The sequence below is a fragment of the Parashewanella sp. 2304DJ23-3 genome, from assembly GCF_056591695.1.
This window is the reverse complement of sequence record NZ_JBWQOH010000002.1, coordinates 163,317-185,923: the sequence shown is the minus strand read 5'-3', so window position 1 is coordinate 185,923 and position 22,607 is coordinate 163,317. Positions and strand designations below refer to the sequence as shown.

Here is a 22,607-nt window from a genome sequence, read left to right as displayed (position 1 = left end):
TGGATTTTGTATACAAATCAGTATCTTGTTTTGTTTTTAGAGGCTATTCAAACAGTTATTTGAATGTTTCAAAACAGTGAATTTTTATTTACGAATATTGCACATTTCATTCAATTCCATAGAATGGTGGTCAGTTAATTAAGGATGATTTGATTCCATATTTAAGATAAGAAACGACCCCTTTTATCTTAGATAGGCAAGTCGGCTTAGACTCTCCAGTTATGAGCACTCTTTAATTAATGTCAGTCGTTCACCATTTTCGAATTACTGACTTTACAACCATCACCCTCGTTTTGGTTAACCCTGAGCTTTGCTCGGGGTTATTTTTTTCTGCTAGTCAGTGATTCTCTCTTTGTGTTGCCTCCCATATTTATCGCTTTAAGAAACATTAACAAAAGTTAATCTTTTATTTCTCAAGTTGGCTAAATATTGTCCGTTAATAAGTTTGTGGTTAAAAAAGCATCTGTTTCATTTTGATTCATGGTGCTAAGCCAATCACGGTTTGGATTGCGACGGTTTGCAACCCTTTAGAAACTTACCTTCGGGTAAAGAAAGCATGGATGCTGATTTAACTCTTACTTTTTTCAATTAGAGATAACGAGAAAAGAAAAGAGCCACTTCGTGACCTTGCTGAATTCTATGGGTCAAATCATATGCCAGTTCTCACCGAGATTGCAGTCAATCAAGGATTAAGAGGACAACACAATGGCTATTACTGTAAACACAAACGTGACAGCAATGCGCGCTCAAGGAAACACCAACCGCGCTAACATGTTCGTATCACAATCAATGCAACGCCTATCATCAGGTTTGCGTATTAACTCAGCAAAAGATGATGCAGCAGGTCTAGCAATCTCTAATCGTCTAACATCGCAAATCCGTGGTATGGATGTAGCAATGCGTAATGCCAGTGATGGTATTTCGATTGCACAAACAGCTGAAGGTGCAATGCAGACTTCAACGAATATCCTACAACGTATGCGCGACTTAGCATTGCAGTCTGCTAATGGCTCGAATGGTGCCTCTGAAAGGGATTCACTTCAAAAAGAAATCGTGGCATTACAAGCGGAATTAAATCGTATTGCAGAAACAACTTCGTTTGGTAGCCAAAAATTACTTGATGGAACCTATGGAACTCAGGCATTCCAAGTTGGCGCTAATTCAGGTGAATTGATCGATGTTACATTAAGAGATGTTTCTGCAAACCGATTGGGCAGTAACACTAAAGATATTTCTAATACTGCATTGATAGGTGGTTTTGCAGGAGTTCGTTCATCTGCAGTTGATTTATCTGGCTCAACTATAACTGCTCAGTTAGATGGTGAAAACCACGGTATAGATCTGACTTCAGGTATGTCTGCTGAGGAATTAGCTGAGGAGTTTAATAAAGTAGATGGCCTATCAGGCGTAAAGGCTGTAAATGAAGTCGCTATTCATACATTAAATGGTACTACGGGTGATAGTTATTCGATTAATATTGGTGGGGTGGTCATCAATGCCAATGCTGGAGCTAATAATGATGCTAATGTTTTAGCATTGTATGATGCAGCAAATACAAGCGCAAAAGCAGCAGAATTAGCTGCAATTGGTATAACAGTTCAAAATGTAAATGATGGTGCAACAGATAAGTTGGTTTTTAGAAATTCATCCGGTGAAAATATTTCAATATCAGTTACTGCAACATCTGATAGTTCAGGAGCAGCAAATGCTTCTATACAGTCATGGGACAATGATCAAAGCGATGCAGCTAGATTACTTGGGGCTCCAGAAGTAGTGACAGGTAGTACAGATAACTCAGTAACAGAAACGCGAACTGTAACTGGTCACTTAGATTGGTCTGGTGCCACCGTCGATGCCGAACACAGTACGTTTGCTCTAGATATAACGGAATCAGGTTCGACTTTATCTGCAGCTACACCTTCTTTTACTGTTGCAGCATTAGCAACGCTCAAGAGTGTTGAGAGTATTGATATTGGAAATGCAAATGGAGCACAAGAAGCAATCGCAATTATTGATTCTGCATTAAATACAATTGATACTAACCGTGCAGACTTAGGTGCAATACAAAACCGTATAAGTCATACATTGGATAACTTAGCAAACATCCAAAATAACGTTTCAGATGCACGTAGCCGTATTATGGATGTGGATTTTGCTCGTGAAACTTCAGAGATGACTAAGCAGCAAATCTTGTTGCAATCGTCTTCTGCGATGTTGGCGCAAGCAAATCAAATCCCGCAAATTGCGTTGTCATTGCTGCAGTAAGTTCTACCGTCATACCAGCGCAGGCTGGTGTCTAGGAACGTTAAAAGAGTCACTCATTTGAGTGGCTTTTTTGTTTTCTGTGTGTATTCAAAACAAGATTTCTTCGAAATCTATAAAGTCGTGGTGTTGCACACCACACCGCCCAAAGGGGCGTTCTCCAGCAAACGCCCCTTTGGAAACCCCATGCCGCCCCAACGGAGTTAGAGGCCGTTCCCAATTAACTATTTCGATTTGCTGTTGTAGATTTTTTGTTTATTCAAGACGACGAATGTGAGGTGTAGTTGTTCTACATAAGCATTCGGCAACACAGAAGAAACGAAAAATATACACAGCCCTACGGGTTACGCCTAAAATTGGCAAACTCTTTGTTACTCATCTTTCATTTAGCTCACTAAACTTCTATCTTCGTGCCTCGAGTTTGCCAATTTTAGGCAGTAACAAATCGAAATGACTAATTGGGAACGGCCTCTTAACGTTTCAAATATTTTTGAATAAATGACTAAAAGCTCTGATGGTATATCCTGTACCCCAGAGCTTGGCTCGACGTCCATGTCTCGCCCACGTCATTTCATATTCAAAAATATCCTCAACAGCTTCAATGGGATAAATCAGCCTTTAAACCGCATTTGTTTTTTGAAAGCAAAGTAAACTCATCAGACATACAGGGAGAATAGTAAAAACACTTAACGCTCAAGGGCTGAATGTCCCCGTTGAAGCTGCCGAATGACATTGGAATAAATATCGTAGTCGCAGCATGGATGCTGTGACAGATTTCGAGCTACATGGATGTAGCATCGAAAGCGTTAGATATTTATCCAAAAGGAATGAGGAGTTTTCAGCTTCGTTGGGGCGGCGCAGGGGATTCGAAAGGGGAGAACGCTGTAGTTTTCCCCTTTTGGCGGTGTGGTATGCAATACCACGATCTTAAAACTTCGAAGAAGTTTCGTTATCACGTTTACAAAAGCAGCGACAAAGATACTAGATGCCCGACTAAAGGCATTCGAGCATAACATCAGACTAAATACGCAATAAAAAACAAAACTATAAAGTTTTTAAGAAGCTCGCCGATAAAGTAGAGAACGAGAAAACCAACAGGTGGTAAATGTGATCTCGACACAACACCGAGTGATCAGAACCTAAGTACACAACAAGTCCTAGGTTCCTAATCACTCAATAGAAAGAAGTATTAGGACTAATTTCCGTAAGGAGAAGGCAAATGGACATGAATACAGTTGCAACTGGCTCAAAAGTTGCTAATGAACAAAAGGTCAATCAGCAAATTGACGTTGCACCGCTTCAACAGCAGAAACAGCAAGAAGTGAATGCGGCAGAAGGCGGCAATCCTCGTGTAGAGGAGGCGGCAAAAGCGGAAAATATTGGCGCTTTGGAAAGCACCGCAAGTGAGCTTACCGAAATGATGGCGCTGTCGCATAAAAGCATTCAGTTTCAAGTGAATGATGACAGTGGTAAAACCGTGATCAGTGTTACTGACACGAGTTCTGGTGAAGTGATTCGTCAAATTCCGTCGGAAGAAGCGATAAAGCTGTCTGAAAAATTTGCTGAAATATCAGGTTTGTTATTAAAAACAGAAGTGTAAATTGACGATTAACGTCAAAATCGCATTACTTCGGAGTCAGAAATGAGTATCGCATTACAAGGTCAAGGTACAGGTTTAGATATTGGTGGTATCGTTAGCTCGTTAGTGGGCGCAGAGCGAGGACCAAAAGATGCCCGATTGAACCAAAGTGAGGCACGATTTACTGCTGAGATATCAGCGATTGGTTCACTCAAAAGTGCGATAACTACCTTTACTGACTCACTGGAAAAGCTCGAAGATGCTGAGACATTTTTAGGCAATAAAGTCAGTGTGCCTGATAAAGATTATTTTACGGCTAAAGCAGATGAAAATGCGGTTGCCGGCAGTTATAACGTGACCGTGAATCAACTCGCTCAGAGTCAAAAATTAGGTACGACCGACGTTGCAGACATTACTGCACCCGTTGGCGAAGGCACACTAAACTTTGAAGTTGACGGTGAAAGCTTTGACATTAACGTTGGGGCAGACGATTCACTGCAAGATGTGATGCGAGCGATTAATGATTCTGATGATAATGTAGGTGTTACTGCCACCATCATTAACAGTGGAACAACCTCAAAATTAGTACTAACGTCGGATAAAACAGGTACTGAAAATACCATCGATGTTACGGCAACCAATGCTGATGGCACGACGGGTTCAGGTTTGAATAGTACTTTTGATATGAGCCGTTCTGATGCCGAGCTGCAGCCTCCAGTGAATGCTGAAGTGGTGGTTGATGGTTTAGTGATTACTTCTCAGTCGAATGAAATGGAAAATGTGATCACAGGTATCACGCTTGATCTAAAAAAAGCGGATGCTGACGAATCCATCACCATCAAAGTTGAGCCAGACAAAGAGAAAGCCAAAAAAGAAGTTGAAGAGTTTGTTGAAGCTTACAACAGTTTGATGAGTACCATCGATGGCTTAACCAGCTTCAATTCTGATACTAACCAATCTTCGATTTTTCAAGGTGACTCGATGGTTCGAGGCATTGAGTCTCAACTACGATCGTCAATATCCAGTGGTTTCAGTACTGAAGATGGTGAGTTACGTTTAGCTGAATTTGGTATTTCAACGACTCGAGACGGTACTTTAGAAATCGACGATGATAAGTTAGATGATGCACTGGATAATAACTTGTCTGAAATGTCAGAATTTTTCTCGACTGAAGATACGGGTTTCGTTGCTGATATTGCCGCTAAGATGGAAGTGTATACTCAAACAGGTGGTATTCTAGATTCAAGAGATGAAAGCGTTGATCGCCAAGTCAGTCGCATTCAAGATGACCGAGATGCTCTAAACTTAAGAATGGCATCTTATGAAGAACGATTAACAAAGCAGTACAATGCCATGGATGCCGCAGTAGCTGAACTTAGTGGGCAATTAAGTCAAATACAAGGTGCCTTGAATTCTTTACCTGGTTTCACAAGAAATCAATAACTTGAAATCATAAAGGTTTGTGCGATGAATGAAGCAGTAATGGCCAAAATCAATAGTGTTAATGCGGAAATTAATCAAATTATTACTGGATTAGCTGCAAGTCGTGATAATGACTTCAATAAAGCTGAAGATCTGGCATCCTCTTTGCTCGATCAAATTGATAAGCGTCAAAAATTGTTGAATGAGTTAAACAAAGAATCTGACACAGAAGAGTTAGGTGAATTTTTAACTCAGCAAAAAGCGCTAGGACAGAACTTTATTGACAAGCTAACAGAACATCGCAAATTTTATTACGATGCGATAACTAAGATGAAGGCAAGCAGTCAAAAAGTTGGTTTATATCAATCGGTAAATAAAAGTAGGTAGGTATCCATGAGAGGCTCTTTACAGTCTTACCGTAAAGTATCGGTGGACAGCCAGTTATCAGAGGCATCACCACATCGTATTACGCAAATGTTATTTGCGGGTGCGTTAGAACGCATTGCTCAGTCTAAATATGCAATCGATAACAACGATATTGCGGGTAAAGGTATTTTGATCGGTAAAGCTATCGGTATTGTGCAAGGTTTGCGAGGTTGTTTAGTGATGGACGATTCTGAAGTTGGCCAAAACTTAAATAGCTTATATGATTTTGTTCTATCTGGTTTGTCACAAGCAAATGTCAATAATGACACTGCTGTATTAGATGATGTTTCTGAGATCTTAAGAACGATCAAAGAAGCGTGGGATCAAATTCCTCAAGAAGAGCACAATATCACAGCTCATGCGAGCTAGAGAGATTGTGTATCAAATTTATTGCTGTAACTGGTGATGTGAGCTTGTAATTCAGCACCAGTTAACAGCAGTGAAATTATTTTATTTCTTCACTGTTTTACCACTATATTTTCAGCCTTTTTTAAGCTCGTTTCAGCAAACTTCTGTATTTGTCTGTTTCGCTCTGGCTGTGAGTTTAGATATAATTTTAAGAAATGGAAAAACCAGTCGCCTTGTTATAAAGACAACAGTTTTTAAGTGTTAAAATTTCGTAGAAAGTCACTTTTTTGACAATTAAAACTGCGGTTGTGTGTATTTTGAGCTATAAACAGATGAGAGCGAAAGAATAGCTAAGTTGGACTTGCTTATCTCTGCTTGATAATACAATATGCCTCGTGGATTATAAGTGTTCACGATTGGATAACATAAAATCACTAAACGTAATACTGAAAATAACAACAAAATTGATTGTACTACGCGAGACGACCTTAGCGCATTGATGGCCTTTTAAATGATGCAAATAGATCAACGAATTTTACTTGTCGGAGCAGAACCAGAACGATTTAATCGTTTGGTTTGTATTTTAGAATTTTTGGGTGAACAAGTTGAATTTGTTTCAATCGATAAGCTAGTTAGCCTTACTCAAGGAAATCGTTTTAGAGCTATCATTGTTGAGCAAAATTCAAATTTTCAAGAAGCGATTCAAGGGATCGTTCGCCAATTACCGCATCAACCATTTATTGCTTTAGCTGGAGACATTTCTCTAGATGCCAGCAATATTGTTGGCTCAGTGAACGAGCCACTTTCATATCCTCAATTAACTGAGTTATTGCATTTTTGTCAGGTCTTTGGTCAAGCTAAACGTATCGAAGTTCCTACCAGTGTTAATCAGACAAAACTCTTCCGTAGCCTTGTCGGTCGAAGTGAAGGGATAAATCAAGTTCGTCACATGATTAATCAAGTGGCGGGCTCTGATGCTACCGTGTTAATTTTGGGTGAGTCTGGCACAGGTAAAGAGGTTGTAGCGCGTAATATTCATTACATGTCTGAACGCCGTGAAGGCCCATTTATTCCTGTTAACTGTGGGGCTATCCCTCCAGAATTGCTTGAATCAGAACTGTTTGGTCATGAAAAAGGATCGTTTACTGGTGCGATAACCGCCCGTAAAGGTCGCTTTGAACTTGCCGAAGGCGGGACACTCTTCTTAGATGAAATTGGTGATATGCCTCTGCAAATGCAGGTGAAATTACTCCGTGTTCTTCAAGAGAGAGTATTTGAGCGTGTCGGTGGTACTAAGACCTTAAAAACGGATGTTCGTGTTGTTGCGGCAACTCATCGCGATCTTGATAAGATGATCACTGAAGATAGCTTCCGTGAAGATTTATATTATCGCTTGAACGTATTCCCAATCGAAATGCCTTCATTGAAAGAGCGTCACGAAGATATTCCTCTGTTATTGCAAGAATTGGTAGCGCGTGTATACAACGAAGGCCGTGGTAAAGTTCGTTTTACTCAAAGAGCCATTGATTCGTTAAAAGAGCATTCGTGGTCAGGCAACGTTCGTGAGCTTTCTAATTTAGTGGAAAGGTTAACCATTCTATTCCCTGGCGGTTTAGTGGATGTGAATGATTTACCTCATAAGTATCGCCACATCGATGTACCTGAGTATCAGGTTGAGATCAGTGAAGAACAGGCTGAGCGCGATGCGTTAGCAGCCATCTTTAATGATGAAGAGCCCGTGGAAATACCAGAGACTCGATTCCCAAGTGAGTTACCACCTGAGGGTGTGAACTTAAAAGACTTATTAGCCGAGCTTGAAATCGACATGATTCGCCAAGCATTAGATCAACAAGACAGTGTTGTTGCTCGAGCTGCCGAAATGTTGGGTATTCGCCGTACAACGCTTGTTGAAAAAATGCGTAAATATGGATTAAATAAAGATTAATTCCATTATCTATCTGAATAAGGCTTTAGCTAAAAACTAAAGCCTTTTTTGTATCTATTACCTCTATACCCCTCTATAACTCTCGCTGGCACAGTTAATGCTTTCGCATTCATATTGATATTTTTTTGACGTGGTCAATTTTCTGATTGAGGCGTTTGCAAGTATGAGTGAGGTTGCCATATGTCGGACCGAATGGAACGAATTCTTGAAGCTATGCCTTCAGGGGTTGTGATCTTAGATAGAAATGGAATTGTGTCGCAAACAAATCCCGTTGCGATTTCATTACTTGGCGAGCCGCTGGAAGGTCAAAGTTGGATATCCATTATTCAACGTTCTTTTGCACCTCAAAAAGATGACGGTCATGAAGTTTCATTAAAAAATGGACGTCGAGTAAAGTTGGCAATTACTCCGCTTGAAGAAGACGGCGGGCAGTTGATTGTATTAACTGATCTGACTGAAACCCGCCAACTGCAAAATAATATCTCGCATCTTCAACGCTTATCTGCACTCGGAAAAATGGTGGCGAAACTTGCTCATCAAGTAAGAACTCCACTCTCAGCTGCCATGCTCTATGCCACTAACCTTACAAATCCTAGATTGCCTGAATCGAGTAAATCTAAGTTTCAAATGAAGTTGATTGACCGACTTAATCAGCTTGAAAGACAGGTCAATGATATGTTGCTCATGGCAAGAGGGCGACAGGAACAACAAGGTGAAGAAACCTACCTAACTGATGTCATTTCTCAAGTTCAGGCGGACTGTGAGCCGATTTTGCAAAAGCAAAATTGCAAACTGACATTGATAGATTCTTCTTCATCGAAATTGTTAGCTAATGGTAATGCGCTCGGTTCAGCGGTTAATAATTTAGTGATGAACAGCTTAGAGGCCGGTGCTACTGAAGTTGTAGTGAAAGCAAGCCAAAGCAATGCTCAGCTGTTTATTGAGGTGATTGATAATGGTGCAGGCATTGATAAAAATCAAGAAAAGCAAATTCTAGAGCCATTTTATACCACGAAATCACAAGGTACTGGGCTGGGTTTAGCTGTCGTGCAGTCTGTTGTGATGAACCATGGCGGCAACCTCAACCTGAATTGTGAGTTGGGTAAAGGATGTCATTTTGTTCTGAGTTTTCCAGCATTGTCTGTTGCAGCATAACTTGAGGTGTTAACTATGAGCCAAGCAAAGATATTACTTGTAGAAGATGACGCTTCATTGCGTGAAGCTTTAGTGGATACGCTATTAATCGCACAGTATGAATGTTTAGATGTAAGCTGCGGTGAAGATGCAATCATTGCACTGAAAAGTCAAACATTCGATATGATCATCAGTGATGTTCAAATGGACGGTATTGGTGGTATTGGCTTATTGAATTATGTCAATGTGCATCACCAGAACATTCCTGTGCTGATGATGACAGCCTACGCAACCGTTAATGCAGCTGTTGAGGCAATAAAGCTAGGTGCCGTAGATTACTTATCAAAACCCTTTGCAACGGAAGTGTTGTTAAATCAAGTCAGCCGTTATTTACCGAACAAAATTGATGTTGAAAAGCCTATTGCTGAAGATGAGAAAAGTATAAGCCTATTTTCTTTAGCAAAACGAGTCGCAAAATCAGAGGCATCAGTAATGATTATGGGGCCAAGCGGTTCAGGCAAAGAAGTCATGGCGCGTTATATTCACCAAAATAGCGCCAGAAAAGAACAACCATTTGTCGCAATTAACTGTGCAGCAATACCTGAAAATATGCTTGAAGCTACATTATTTGGTTATGAAAAAGGTGCATTTACCGGCGCACATCAGGCCTGTCCGGGTAAGTTTGAGCAGGCTCAAGGTGGTACGTTGCTTCTTGATGAAATTTCAGAGATGGAAATTGGGCTACAAGCAAAGCTACTGCGTGTACTTCAAGAACGTGAAGTTGAACGACTTGGTGGTCGAAAAACCATTGAGCTTGACGTTCGTGTATTAGCGACATCAAATCGTGATTTAAAAGCAATGGCTGAGTCAGGTAAGTTCAGAGAAGATCTCTATTATCGCATAAATGTATTTCCATTAACTTGGCCTGCACTTCATCAGCGCCCAGCAGATATTATTCCTTTGGCCAAACATCTCATTGGTCGTCACAGTCAAAAACAGGGGCTTATGGTTACTCCAGAGCTAGATGAGTTGGCTTGTCGCAAACTATTAATGCATCGCTGGCCAGGTAATGTTCGTGAGCTAGACAATGTCGTTCAGCGAGCATTGATTTTGCATCAAGGTGAGCAAATCATTGTGGATGATGTCATTATTGATGTTAATGAAGTCCCCGGTAGTGCTTACGTAGAGCAAGCTGATAATTCGAATGCTGCTGCGGATAGCTTAGGCAATGAGCTTCAAAGCCAAGAACACATGATCATCCTTGAAACGCTAAATCAGTGCAATGGTAGCCGTAAAGATGTTGCGGAGAAACTAGGTGTTAGCCCTCGTACTTTGCGTTATAAAATGGCTAAGATGAGAGAGGCGGGTATTAATATTCCGAGTTAGCGTTCATTTAATTCAAGCTAAAAGGTTTAGCTTTTTGGCTTGAATATAGAATGTTCAACAGTTCCTAAAATTGATCAAGAATACTTCCTTTTTTCTTTTGGCCGCTTTCTTCGGCCAAAGGAGCACCAGCAAGTAATTCTCTCACTTGGTCATAAATTGGGGTTTCGCTTTCATCTTCTGTTCTTTGTCCACCATGCATTTTCCGTTCAATTCCGTCTCGGTATTCATTAAGTTTTTTACTTGCAGCTCTTTCCAAAAGATCCGTTTCATCGGCTTTAATGTCTTTCACTTTTTTCATACCATGAGTAATAGTAAACCGTTTCTCTAAAGTGGAACCTTTTGATATCGCTAACTCACAAGTATTACTGCCGACAGTAACCATCAAGAGATAACCTTCTTGGTGTTCAGTTTTTACGCTTAATTTTATTTCGCCAGTTGTTTCACGACGAAGCCGTTCGAGTATAAGATTCGAAGATTTTAAATGCTGAGTAGCTACTGCTAATGACATTATTACTTGCGCTCTAGCTTCTGGAGAGCAGTTAGTAGGCTTCAGTAATTTCATCCATAAAACGGCATTATCTGGTACTTCATTTTTCTTTATTAATTTTTCTTCAGTTCCTCTCTTCTCTGTGTAGGCAAATTGTTGTGGGAGGTTTATGGTGGCTAGCTTCAATTGAGGGGACATTGGATTATTGGGTAATGCCTGTTGTGAATCATTAGTTGTTTGCGGTTCTTGCTTTTTTGAATGTTCGTCCAGATTTTGTTTATCTATTTGAGGTGGAGGAACATCAGTATCAGATTCCGTGATTTCTATATGCTGTCTTCTTGTTGATGTATTTGCAGGGGATTCAGTACTTCTAGCGAGCTGAACACTTTCCTCTTGTTCTCTTGTTGAGGATGGATTTACTGGTTGTGGAGTGCTGTTCCCCTGAGGAATGGGAGCATCAACTTTTGAAGATATACTTTGAACTGGTGATGGGTTGGGTGTCGGTAATGTTTCAGCTTTAAAATAAACTATTTCTTCGTAAACTGGGAGAGATTTAAAGTCTACCAATAGAAAATGATTTTTCTCTTCGTTTATATCAGCTAGATTAATCGTAGTTGTAACAGTACTGTCCTCTAATAGCTCATCTGTTTTTTTTACAAAAAACCAGCTTTCAAGTGGGTGCGAAGAATTTTTATCACACAATAGTGTCCAAAACATTCGAGCTATTGAGTCATGAGTCGTTATTCCACCTTGCAAAGGTGATAGCTCATCACTTAAAAGTTCTAAGCTCCTATTTTCGAGCATCTTAAAATAAATGTGTGACGAACTTTGCTCCTCAGGGATTTGTGTCAAAAAGACTTTGTAAACTTTATTTGGAAGCATGCTGTGTGAGAAGCTCTGAATGTTTTCAGACGTAAGCAACTCAGCACTTTCCAGCTGTTGATCGCATTTCGAAATATCTGCATTTAATTCAACGGCCATAAGAACACCAACTTGTCATAGGTATTTCGAATGAAACCTAACACAGTTAAATTTAACTCTCTGTTAATGGAATATGAGCAAAGTTTCATTAACTTAAATTTGAGTAAACCTCTCAAGTAGATAAATCACTGTTATAAATCGTGAAGATGGGTGGAACTGTCGGCTCCCGCTTCTCGTTTACTGCGATTTTTAGGAGCTGATGTTGCTTGCTTCCTTTCTATTTTAGATGTTGATACAGTGCTTAGAGTGTCGTCTTTATCTGTTGTATGTCGATTTATCATGCTTGCCAGCATTTTTTTCATCTCTTTAAAATTTGTTTTTGAATCAACTAGATGCCATGTGCTTTTGTGTTCTAGTAACCCCACAACTCTTGCTTCGGACATTTTTTTATCTGCTATAAAAGAACTAGATGTAGAGTTTTCTTTCTCATACTCCTCTTGAAAAACTTTTGCAGCCTCAATGTTATTGTTCTCCACTGCAATAGCGAAAGCATCCTTGTCCTGTGGCGAAGTTGAGAACAACCCCTCCTGGGAATGCTTAATTAAAAGTGTAAGAATTGGTTTTTCAGCAGGAGTCATTCTTGCTGCTGTCATTAGTGGTGTATCACTTGCACAAGCTTGAATTTGCTTCCAGTCTACATCATTAATTCTATCGTCACGGGATCGAGGTATTGAGCGAGTTGCTGTTGCAAAAGAGGGGACACATTCTAGCAATGCTTTAAGTGCGCCGATATTGTTTTCACTAACAGCTAAATGTGCCAAACCTTTTCCGTGAATATTTTTTAGATTAACAAGGTCTGTTAATTTGTCCTCTTGTTCATATCTGGAGCAAAGAAATGCCACTACTTTTTCAGTACTTCTGATGCACGCAGTCATAACGACAGATTTTCCTTGAGCAAAGATATCGAAACCTTCTTCTTCGAGCATTTCTATTATCTTAATACTGTTTTCATCACCTTCGGTGTTAAACAGTGCATCAACAATTGGTGAGTGTTTTAGTTCTGTTGATAACTTTCTAGGTTTTACTGATTTAACCAGCCATTGTAAACGCTCAAGGTCATTAGCTTCAATTAAGTCAAGGAAAGCCATTCTTTTTTCTCGGTAAGTTAAATTCTCGATTTCAAGTCTATTTTTATTTCGATAGCAAGGAGTTACTTTGTTTAAAAGCCTTTTGCAGTTACGCAAGCCCCGATTTTCTATACTGTCATAGTGAAAACGGCCAGCCACTCTTCCATGCATAGCCGTTCTTTGACCTTCGGTTAGATCTCTAAAGGCTGGATATCTGGCAATAAGCTTGATAGCATTGCTTGAGCTTTTTTGTCCCATTTCTCTTAAAAATTCATAGTTATCAGATACCAAAGAACTAAATTCCGTACCAGGCTGCTCTAATAAGTATTTTAAACATTTAGTGTCATCTAATTTTGCCGCGTCTTGAAATAAGACTCCACGCTTAAAAGGGGGGCGATAATCGGTTAGAGATACGTCAGTGGCTTTTAATATGATTTGAAGACATTCTAGTTGTTTGTATCTTATAGCGGCTAGTTCAGGGTAGCCCTCCTTAAACCGCTCACTCTTCCTGATACTATTAGGCAACTCAGGTATACGATAAAGCGCTTCTAGAACAGCATGATTACCATACCCTACAGCTAAAAAAACAGCATCACTATAACATTGAGGTGACTCTTTTAATTTAACCTTCAATAAGGTTTTTGCCGCCTTTGTCGAGCATTCATCCGGTTTATGCTTACATATTGCCTCAAGAGAAGCTAAAACAACTTTTTCAGGGCATTTTTGAAGTGCTTCAGGGGCGATGAATTCGATGAGTTTTTCATCTATTACATTATTTAGGTCTGTTAAGTAGCTCCCTCCTTTCAGCATAACTTCGATGCACTTTGCTCTTTCTTTAGGAGCCTCTAAAAGTGGGAGTATTAGACGTATATACATCGAGGAAAATTTTGATAAGTACTCTATGAATTGTTCGTTATTTGCTGATTTTGGGTCATTAAGTACTTCCAAGCATTTTCTTTTTAAATCAATTTTGTATAGCTCACCTTTGTTAAACTGTTTAGAAAACAATTTAAAATGCTCTACGAGTTTGATGATTGATTCTTTAGTGTCAGCCTTTGAATTTGAAAAAGCTTTTTCAATAAGTAAACTTTGAATATGTGGTGGTAAATTGGATAAATTTATTTTAGATAAATCGGACGGTTTTATTTTTGAACCTCTACCATTCGGCCCGATTGTAACGGTGTGATTTTTATGTATTTTAATCTCTTCTTGGGGCGTTGATGTAGGAACGTAAACGGCTTTAGTTGGACACAAATTTGCAGCAATCAGAGAAGCTAATTTATCGCAGCTTATCGCTTTCATTATTTCACTGGGCGTAACTTCAACGGTGCCCTTTGTTTGAATGTCTGAACAAACCTGTTCAAATTGATCCTCACCGATTGCATCTTTTATATCTTGAAGGTTGATCTCTTCAGCTTCATTTTCTCTTACTTTCGTAGACAAATACCTGGCGTACCTTATTGTAAAATAAGTTGGGCTTATACGTTGTTCTCGGTATTGATCATATTCTGTCAAAGAGGCTGAGCCAGCATCAGAGAGCAATGCCCAGTCATCTTGGTTAGTTTCAATTTTTTTCTCTTTTTTTGGTATTTTATTCTGGTAGTCAAAAAAGAGCTCACAACTTCGACTGTCCATTTTTTGATAAATATGATTTAGATGTTCTGCGTGCCTCAAACTTGAAGCCTTGAGGATGATAACGGCTCTGTCGATCTTAAAAGGTAAAAATTCAGCATCTCCTACGGTAAGTTGTTTTACTGCTAGTTTTTTTATTTCAGTATCGATAGCTGTGTCGTTAAGTAACTCTATTAAATTTTCCAGTTTCTGGTTTAGGGGGGCTGAACCATTTGAAGTTTCAGTTAAGCGAGTGACATCTACATGTTTGAGTTCATCTGCAAACTTGAAAAGCAAAGTATATGCATCACTTTCAGTTTCGAAGGCCGATTTACCAGCATCTAGTACCTTAATTGGGAAATGAGACTGGTTGCTACTTTCTAATGGTAATAACTCATGCGCTTCATTTTGATCAAAGCTTGTTGTGAGTGTTGATGATTGTGAAGGACCAAATACTGACGCCATTAAAAATCTCAATTATCAAAATGTATCTTAAGTAAAGCTTATCAAGTGTAGGGCTTTTTATTGTGAATGGTGGATTATCATTTAGTTAAGATTTATTTATTTATATAAGTTTCTTGGCATACAATTTGCATTTTTAGTTTCGAGTTCATAATCGTCAAAAATAAGTCGCAGGGAGACGAGCATGCAAATCGGAGCAAATTCACTTTACGCTGAAATGGAATCCATTAAAGGTGAAGTAACCCCGTCAGTAAATTTACAAGGTGGTTTAGTCCGCGAAATCAATAACACCAGTGGTGGTGATTTTGGCGAACTGCTGTCAATGGCAATTAACAACGTTAATCAGCTGCAATCAAACTCAGCGAGCTTAGCTACTCGTTTGGAAATGGGTGATACCTCGGTAACTTTGTCAGATACCGTCATCGCACGTGAAAAAGCGAGCGTAGCATTTGAAGCAACGGTTCAAGTGCGTAATAAACTTGTAGATGCTTATAAAGAAATCATGAATATGAGCGTTTAAAGCTAAGAGTAAAAGGTAGTTATTGTGAGCACAGAAATCGCCATTAGCGGAAATGCCGCTTCCGACCCAAGTTCATCGTCAGAAGGTGTTCAACAAGAACACAAGTCGGGAGTGTTAGGAAACTTAAATAGCAGTAATACGCTTAGACAAATTGCAATGATCCTTGCGTTAGCAATCTGTCTAGTGATGGCTGTTGTTGTGATCTTAGTTGCATCAGAAGCTGAGTATCGTCCACTTGCTAAGATGGACACTCAAGACATGATTCAAGTGCTCGATGTACTCGATAAAAACAAAATTGACCGCCAAATTGATGGCAATGTCATTCTTGTTCCTGAAGATAAATATCAAGAAGTTAAATTACTATTGGGTCGTGCTGGTATCGAAGCAACAGCATCAAAAAGCGAAGACTTTCTGAATAAAGACAGTGGCTTTGGTGTCAGCCAGCGTATGGAGCAAGCTCGCCTTAAGCACAGTCAAGAGCAAAACCTTGCTCGCGCCATTGAAGAATTAAAAAGTGTTACCCGAGCCAAAGTTATTTTAGCGATTCCGAAAGAAAACGTATTTGCTCGTCGTAAGTCAAAACCGAGTGCTACGGTAGTGATAACCACTCGTCGCAGTGGATTGACACAAGAAGAAATTGATTCAATTGTTGATATTGTCGCATCAGCTGTTCAAGGCTTAGAGCCGTCTCGCGTTACCGTAACGGATTCTGCGGGACGTTTATTGAACTCAGGCAGCCAAGATGGTGTGTCTGCGCGAGCTCGACGTGAACTTGAATTGGTTCAAAGCAAAGAAGACGAATATCGTAATAAAATTCAATCTATCCTTATTCCTATCTTAGGCCCTGAAAACTTTACATCACAAGTTGATGTGGGCATGGACTTTACGGCGACAGAGCAAACGACTAAGCGCTTTAATCCTGATCAAAACGCTATTCGTAGCGAGCAGACTTTGGAAACAAATTCTAGCGGGAACGCAATTGCTGGTATTCCTGGCGCATTAACTAATCAGCCGCCGATGCCAGCAGAAATTCCTGAAGATGCAACTGATGCTACTGCACAGCAATCTGAAGCAAGTGGCTCATCACATCGTGAAGCGACTCGTAATTTTGAGCTAAATACCACTATCAGCCATACTCGTCAGCAAATTGGCGTAGTCAAACGTATCAGTGTTTCTGTTGCAGTGAACTACAAAAATGGTGCGGTGGGTGAAAATGGTCAAGTAACCAAAGAGCCTCGCACAGAAGCAGATTTGAATAACATTCGTCGCTTACTTGAAGGTGCTGTAGGTTTTAGTCAAGCTCGAGGCGATACGCTTGAAGTTGTGAGTGTACCATTCATGAACCAAGAGTTTGATGTTGCACCCGCACCAGAAATGTGGGAACAACCTTGGTTCATGCGTGCGATTAAAATGGGGTTAGGTGCATTAGTGGTGATTATTTTAATCTTCACTGTGATTCGCCCAATGTTTAATAAGATGGTTCAGCCGGATGCTGCAAATAAGGACGACGGTAGCACGGGCAACGAACTCGCTGAAATTGAAGATCAATATGCTGCTGATACACTTGGCATGCTGAATAATTCAGATTCGGAGTACAGTTACGCCGACGATGGGTCAATTTTAATACCAGACCTTCATAAAGATGATGATATGATCAAAGCAATACGAGCGCTTGTGGCTAATGAGCCTGAGCTTTCTACTCAAGTAATTAAGAGTTGGTTGCAAGAAGAACATGCCTGAAGTAACGAATAGCCCATCGACCGAGGTTGCAAAGTCGAACACGAGTGGTTTGACTGGAATGGAAAAAGCCGCCATTTTACTGCTGAGTTTAAGCGAAGCTGATGCGGCATCGATTCTGAAACATCTAGAGCCTAAACAAGTTCAAAAGTTGGGTATGGCCATGGCGTCTACCCAAGAGTTTGGCCAAGAGAAGGTCATTGGTGTTCACAAGCTGTTTTTAGATGAAATTCAGCAGTTCTCTGCTATCGGCTTCAACAGTGAAGATTTTGTTCGTAAAGCACTTACTGCCGCTTTAGGTGAAGATAAAGCGGGTAACGTGATTGAGCAAATTATCATGGGCAGCGGGGCTAAAGGTCTCGATTCATTAAAGTGGATGGACGCAAGGCAAGTTGCGACGATCATTCAAAATGAGCATCCGCAAATTCAAACCATCGTTCTTTCTTATTTAGAGCCAGATCAAGCTGCAGAAATCTTTGGTCAGTTCCCAGAAAATACTCGTCTAGACTTGATGATGCGTATTGCTAATCTCGAAGAGGTTCAGCCAGCAGCATTACAAGAATTGAATGACATTATGGAGAAACAGTTCGCAGGTCAAGGCGGTGCTCAAGCTGCGAAAATGGGTGGCTTGAAGGCTGCAGCGAACATCATGAACTACCTAGATACATCAATCGAAAGCCATCTTATGGAAACGATGCGCGAATCTGATGAAGAGATGGCGCAGCAAATTCAAGATCTTATGTTTGTATTTGAAAACCTTATTGATGTGGATGACCGTGGTATTCAAGCTCTGTTGCGTGAAGTGCAGCAAGACGTACTGATGAGAGCGCTAAAAGGAACAGACGATGCGCTTAAAGATAAGATTCTTAACAACATGTCTAAACGTGCAGCAGAATTACTTGCCGATGATCTTGAAGCCATGGGACCAATTCGTGTTAGTGAAGTTGAATTAGCACAAAAAGAAATTCTTGGCATTGCACGTCGCTTAAGTGAAAGTGGTGAATTAATGCTTGGCGGCGGTGGCGGCGACGAGTTTTTATAAGCTGAAATCAAAGGATATTGAGTAGTACGCATGACAGAAGAGAATGATTTTCAGCATTGGCAATTACCAGATGTAACCGAAGAAGCTGGCGATGACATTACCTTATTTGAGCGCCAGCCTTATTCTCAAACAGAAGTCGAAGAAGAAGAGTCTGTAGTACCGTTAACCATGGCTGAGCTTGAAGCTATGCAAGCCCAAGCCGAAGAAGAAGCGCGTGAGGCTGGACGAGAAGCAGGTTATCAAGAAGGTCTAGAAAAAGGTCGACTAGATGGGCTTGAACAAGGTCACGAAGAAGGCTTTAATCAAGGGAAACAACAAGGCGTAGAGGAAGGTTTAGTTGAAGCAAAAAGCTTACTTGAGCGTCTAGAGCAGTTAGTTAAGCATATAGAAAACCCCATTGCGACCGTTGACTCCCAAGTAGAGACGAGTTTACTGAACCTTACGACCAACTTAACAAAAGCGGTTATTGGTAGTGAAGTCAAAACACACCCAGAACACATTTTAAGTGTCATGCGTCAAGGTATTGATGCACTACCCCTCAAAAAGCAAGAAGTTACGATTCGTCTCAATCCTGCAGATGCTGAACTCGTTGAAACCGCGTACAGCGTAGCCCAATTAGATAGAAACAAGTGGGAGATTGAATCTGACCCCACTCTTGAACAAGGTGACTGTATTGTGGGTAGTTTGAAGTCTGAAGTTGATATGGGACTTACCTTGCGTACACAGGCTGTTTTAAATTATTTAACCGAGCAACAAACTCAACTTCAAAAACAGCTGCAACAGTCATTAGCAGACGAAATCGCTAAAGCAGAGAAAGCCAATTCAGTATCCGATACTGCGGAGCCAAGTGATGAGCAAACAGAATCAGAACCTACTGAATAAACTAGAACAATACAACCAGAAAGCCACGCCCTTCAGAGCTGTAGCGAGTGGGCAATTAGTTCGTGTTGTCGGCTTAACGCTTGAAGCTAGTGGTTGCCGAGCACCTGTTGGCAGTTTGTGTTCAATAGAAACCATTGAAGGTGAATTGACTGCTGAGGTAGTAGGGTTTGATGATGAACTGCTTTATTTAATGCCCGTTGAAGAAATTCGTGGCGTTTTACCAGGTGCGAGAGTTGTGCCGCTTGGTCAAAAGTCAGGTCTAAATGTCGGTCTTTCATTACTTGGGCGTGTGTTAGATGGTAATGGTCAACCTATCGATGGCCTTGGCTGTATTCGAAATGCTGAGCAGGCGAGCACTCACGCAGATGCGATTAATCCGTTAAATCGCCGTCCTATTTCTGAGCCACTCGATGTCGGTGTTCGTGCTATTAACGCAATGCTAACGGTTGGAACTGGTCAGCGTATGGGTCTTATGGCGGGCTCTGGTGTCGGTAAGAGTGTGCTATTAGGCATGATGACACGTGGTACTACCGCCGATGTTATTGTTGTTGGCCTTGTAGGTGAACGTGGCCGAGAAGTAAAAGAGTTTATTGAAGAAATTTTGGGTGAAGAGGGCAGAGCTCGTTCAGTCGTTGTGGCTGCACCAGCAGATACATCACCGTTAATGCGATTGAGGGCCTGTGAAACTTCAACTCGTATTGCAGAGTACTTCAGAGATTTAGGCTATAACGTACTATTACTGATGGATAGCTTAACCCGTTATGCCCAAGCGCAACGTGAAATTGCACTTGCGGTTGGTGAGCCTCCCGCAACTAAAGGTTATCCGCCGTCGGTATTTGCTAAATTACCAAAGTTGGTTGAACGAGCTGGTAATGGTGGCGGAACGCAAGGTTCAATTACGGCATTTTATACTGTGCTAACTGAAGGCGACGATCAGCAAGATCCTATTGCAGATGCATCAAGGGCTATTCTTGATGGCCACATTGTATTGTCTCGAACGCTGGCTGACTCAGGGCACTATCCCGCTATTGATATTGAAGCCAGTATCAGCCGTGTAGCGCCCATGGTGATCAGTGCTGAGCACCTAGAGTGCATGCGTAAAGTAAAACAAATGTATTCACATTATCAGCAGAATAAAGATTTGATCTCAATTGGAGCATACAATCAAGGTAGCGATCCAGTGCTTGATAATGCAATCAGATTACAACCAGCAATGAATTCTTTTTTGAGGCAAGGTATGCGGGATGCACTTCGTTTTGAAGATTGCGCAAAGATGCTTACTCAAATTGCCGCACAAATTAAATAGGTTGAACATTGGCCAGTAAAGATCCGCTTTTTACCGTGTTAAAACTCGCAACAGAAGCTGAAGAGCAAGCTTCATTGCAGTTTCGAAGTGCAACAATGGATGTGCAAAAAGCTCAATCCCAATTAGATGCTCTTAATCAATATCGTTTAGATTATATGTCTCAAATGAAAGATAAAGTTGGTACTAACCTTACTTCATCTCAATACCAGCAGTTTCATAAGTTCATCGCTCAAATTGATCAAGCTGTTTCGCAGCAAGTCTTGGCGGTAAAAGAAGCAGAAAAGTTAAAAGATCACCGTAAGAAGAACTGGCTCGAGAAGCAACAGAAACGTAAAGCCGTCGAATTACTCCTAGAAAAGAAAGCTTTTAAACGCCAACAAGCAGAAGCAAAGTCAGAGCAAAAAATGTTTGATGAATTTGCAGTGCAGCAATTCTTTCGTAATAAACATTTCCAGAAATAAATAAGTTACCAAATATTCACTTTTGGCATAAGCTTTGCTGTTGTATCTCTGTACAAGTGCAAATTGGATTTATTGACACTTGCAATGGAGGAAGTCGTAGTGCCACAAATACATTCAACAACTCAAATGAGTGCTGATTCATCAGCGTTGAACTCAAGTCAGCAACAACCAGAAGGCATTGATGCGCTGTTTGCGAGTATTCTTGCAATTGAAAAAACGTCTGAAAGCTCTGATGGTGAAGCGAATGTTGATGTGTCAAAACAGTTTTATGATCAATTAGAAGCCTTAGTTGAAGCGCCTCTTGAGGAAACGTTTGCCACTTCCCCTGAAGAATTGCTTCAGCAAATCGGTCATTCTGTCAGCTTTAATACTGAGCTGAACAAGAATCCAGAACAAAATTTACAAGTTGGTGGCGAACTTTTGCCGCAAACTGGACAAAATGTAGCCGCAGAAACTTTAGTTAGTGACGCAGATATTTTAGCCGCAGAATCTACAGTTCTCGATTCAGGAACGAAAATTACAGCAGAGTCTGACGTAGAGTCAATGACAGATATCGACGTGTCTCTGGTTAGCGGTACCGCTGCAGTTGGGCATTCTTCAATAAACGCTTCCAATGCTACACTAAATAACACCGAAACTTCCTTGAAAACCATTAATTCAACGTTTCAGTCGACAGCAAAGCCTAATGCTACTCCAAATACAGAGGGTGCTTTAGCTGATGATATGGCTGTTGCAGTCGGCATCGACGACATGGCTGAATCTGTCGAAGCGGAAATAGATAAAGATACTAAGAAACCAGCCATTACTCCTGAAGTATTAGTGGCAAAAAATGATACTAAGCGTATTTCAACGGAACAGAAAAACATTGAAGCTCAATCAATAAAGCTCGGACAGCCTACGCCTGAAGAAATACAGGTCGACAGTGTTCAAGATGTTTCTGACAGTATCGATGGAGTAGAAAAATCGACATCAAAGTCATCACCGCTTAATTTCGGTCAAAACAATACTCTTTTAGCCGGTAATGAGCGACTTGATGCCAAAGCGGACGTACCACGCTTGAACGTGTCACTCAAACAAGGTTCTGAGCCACAAGTACAGATGCAGGATATGATCCAGCGCTTTGCTCCAGTAATGAAGCAGCAAGTCATGGCGATGGTGAATAATGGAATGGGACAAGCTGAAATCCGCTTAGACCCGCCAGAGCTTGGGCATATGATGGTTCGAATTCAAGTACAAAACGACCAAACGCAAGTGCAATTCCAAGTTGCTAACCCAGCAGCAAGAGAATTGCTCGAACAAGCTACTCCAAGATTGAGAGATATGCTTGCAGAGCAAGGCATGAACCTAGCAGATAGCGAAGTGTCATACCACAACGGCGGAAATAATGACCGTGGAAATCAAGGTGATGACGGTGAAACCGGATCAGGTCGTAATGCTTATGCTGATTCGACAGTTGAAACAGAAGAAGTTTCATTGATTAATATCGCAGCAGATCAATCTTCAGGTATAGATTATTACGCATAAACCTTTAAGCTATGCGGAAATGGCG

General features: G+C 40.7%; 17 protein-coding genes and 1 pseudogene. 16 read left to right on the top strand and 2 right to left on the bottom strand.

Annotated features, from left to right (window positions below; translation table 11 throughout):
• Window positions 1-705 precede the first annotated feature (705 nt).
• The 9 genes and pseudogenes from AC1EU2_RS06725 to AC1EU2_RS06685 all read left to right on the top strand — a co-directional run bounded on the left by AC1EU2_RS06725 (window position 706) and on the right by AC1EU2_RS06685 (window position 10,502).
• Window positions 706-2,265 (top strand): flagellin, encoded by a 1,560-nt coding sequence (locus AC1EU2_RS06725; protein ID WP_480297298.1) that lies wholly within the window; start codon window positions 706-708, stop codon window positions 2,263-2,265.
• A gap of 782 nt (window positions 2,266-3,047) precedes the next feature.
• Window positions 3,048-3,275 carry a hypothetical protein gene (locus tag AC1EU2_RS06720; protein ID WP_480297297.1) on the top strand — a complete coding sequence of 76 codons (228 nt, stop codon included), beginning with the start codon at window positions 3,048-3,050 and terminating at the stop codon, window positions 3,273-3,275.
• Between the two features lie 206 nt (window positions 3,276-3,481).
• Window positions 3,482-3,862, top strand: a complete 381-nt coding sequence (locus tag AC1EU2_RS06715) for a flagellar protein FlaG (RefSeq protein WP_480297296.1) — start codon at window positions 3,482-3,484, stop codon at window positions 3,860-3,862.
• A 42-nt stretch (window positions 3,863-3,904) separates the two neighbouring features.
• Window positions 3,905-5,284: a flagellar filament capping protein FliD gene (fliD, locus tag AC1EU2_RS06710; protein WP_480297295.1), complete on the top strand. Its 1,380-nt coding sequence runs from the start codon at window positions 3,905-3,907 to the stop codon at window positions 5,282-5,284.
• 24 nt (window positions 5,285-5,308) lie between these two features.
• Window positions 5,309-5,650: a hypothetical protein gene (locus AC1EU2_RS06705; protein ID WP_480297294.1), complete on the top strand. Its 342-nt coding sequence runs from the start codon at window positions 5,309-5,311 to the stop codon at window positions 5,648-5,650.
• Window positions 5,651-5,656: 6 nt separating this feature from the next.
• Complete coding sequence (gene fliS / locus AC1EU2_RS06700; RefSeq protein ID WP_480297292.1) at window positions 5,657-6,058, top strand: flagellar export chaperone FliS; 402 nt, start codon at window positions 5,657-5,659, stop codon at window positions 6,056-6,058.
• Between the two features lie 490 nt (window positions 6,059-6,548).
• Complete coding sequence (locus AC1EU2_RS06695; protein WP_480297291.1) at window positions 6,549-7,982, top strand: sigma-54 dependent transcriptional regulator; 1,434 nt, start codon at window positions 6,549-6,551, stop codon at window positions 7,980-7,982.
• A 177-nt stretch (window positions 7,983-8,159) separates the two neighbouring features.
• Window positions 8,160-9,137, top strand: a pseudogene (locus tag AC1EU2_RS06690) (sensor histidine kinase); the annotation flags it as partial.
• 15 nt (window positions 9,138-9,152) lie between these two features.
• Entirely contained in the window at window positions 9,153-10,502 is a 1,350-nt protein-coding gene (locus tag AC1EU2_RS06685) for a sigma-54-dependent transcriptional regulator (RefSeq protein ID WP_480297289.1), read from the top strand.
• A 64-nt stretch (window positions 10,503-10,566) separates the two neighbouring features.
• Here the strand turns inward: AC1EU2_RS06685 and AC1EU2_RS06680 are convergent, their stop codons facing one another.
• Both AC1EU2_RS06680 and AC1EU2_RS06675 read right to left on the bottom strand, forming a co-directional pair.
• On the bottom strand, window positions 10,567-11,871 hold the full coding sequence (locus tag AC1EU2_RS06680; protein ID WP_480297287.1) for a hypothetical protein: 1,305 nt from the start codon (window positions 11,869-11,871) through the stop codon (window positions 10,567-10,569).
• A 230-nt stretch (window positions 11,872-12,101) separates the two neighbouring features.
• Entirely contained in the window at window positions 12,102-15,113 is a 3,012-nt protein-coding gene (locus AC1EU2_RS06675; RefSeq protein WP_480297286.1) for a hypothetical protein, read from the bottom strand.
• Window positions 15,114-15,294: 181 nt separating this feature from the next.
• Between AC1EU2_RS06675 and fliE the strand changes: the two genes are divergently transcribed.
• From fliE to AC1EU2_RS06640, 7 genes are all read left to right on the top strand, one after another.
• A complete protein-coding gene (gene fliE, locus AC1EU2_RS06670; RefSeq protein ID WP_129946634.1) occupies window positions 15,295-15,630 on the top strand; it encodes a flagellar hook-basal body complex protein FliE in 336 nt (111 codons plus the stop codon).
• Between the two features lie 24 nt (window positions 15,631-15,654).
• Entirely contained in the window at window positions 15,655-17,370 is a 1,716-nt protein-coding gene (gene fliF, locus AC1EU2_RS06665) for a flagellar basal-body MS-ring/collar protein FliF (RefSeq protein WP_480297284.1), read from the top strand.
• The gene (fliG, locus tag AC1EU2_RS06660) at window positions 17,363-18,409 is read left to right on the top strand and encodes a flagellar motor switch protein FliG (protein WP_480297283.1); all 1,047 of its coding nucleotides are present in this window, start codon (window positions 17,363-17,365) and stop codon (window positions 18,407-18,409) included. The genes fliF and fliG overlap by 8 nt, the downstream gene beginning before the upstream one ends.
• Before the next feature lie 30 nt (window positions 18,410-18,439).
• Window positions 18,440-19,291, top strand: a complete 852-nt coding sequence (locus AC1EU2_RS06655; RefSeq protein WP_480297282.1) for a flagellar assembly protein FliH — start codon at window positions 18,440-18,442, stop codon at window positions 19,289-19,291.
• Window positions 19,260-20,597: a flagellar protein export ATPase FliI gene (fliI, locus tag AC1EU2_RS06650; protein WP_480297281.1), complete on the top strand. Its 1,338-nt coding sequence runs from the start codon at window positions 19,260-19,262 to the stop codon at window positions 20,595-20,597. Before AC1EU2_RS06655 ends, fliI begins: the two co-directional genes overlap by 32 nt.
• Before the next feature lie 8 nt (window positions 20,598-20,605).
• Window positions 20,606-21,058, top strand: coding sequence for a flagellar export protein FliJ (fliJ, locus tag AC1EU2_RS06645; protein WP_480297279.1), 453 nt, complete (start codon window positions 20,606-20,608; stop codon window positions 21,056-21,058).
• Window positions 21,059-21,157: 99 nt separating this feature from the next.
• On the top strand, window positions 21,158-22,582 hold the full coding sequence (locus AC1EU2_RS06640) for a flagellar hook-length control protein FliK (RefSeq protein WP_480297277.1): 1,425 nt from the start codon (window positions 21,158-21,160) through the stop codon (window positions 22,580-22,582).
• The last annotated feature ends 25 nt before the right edge of the window (window positions 22,583-22,607 follow it).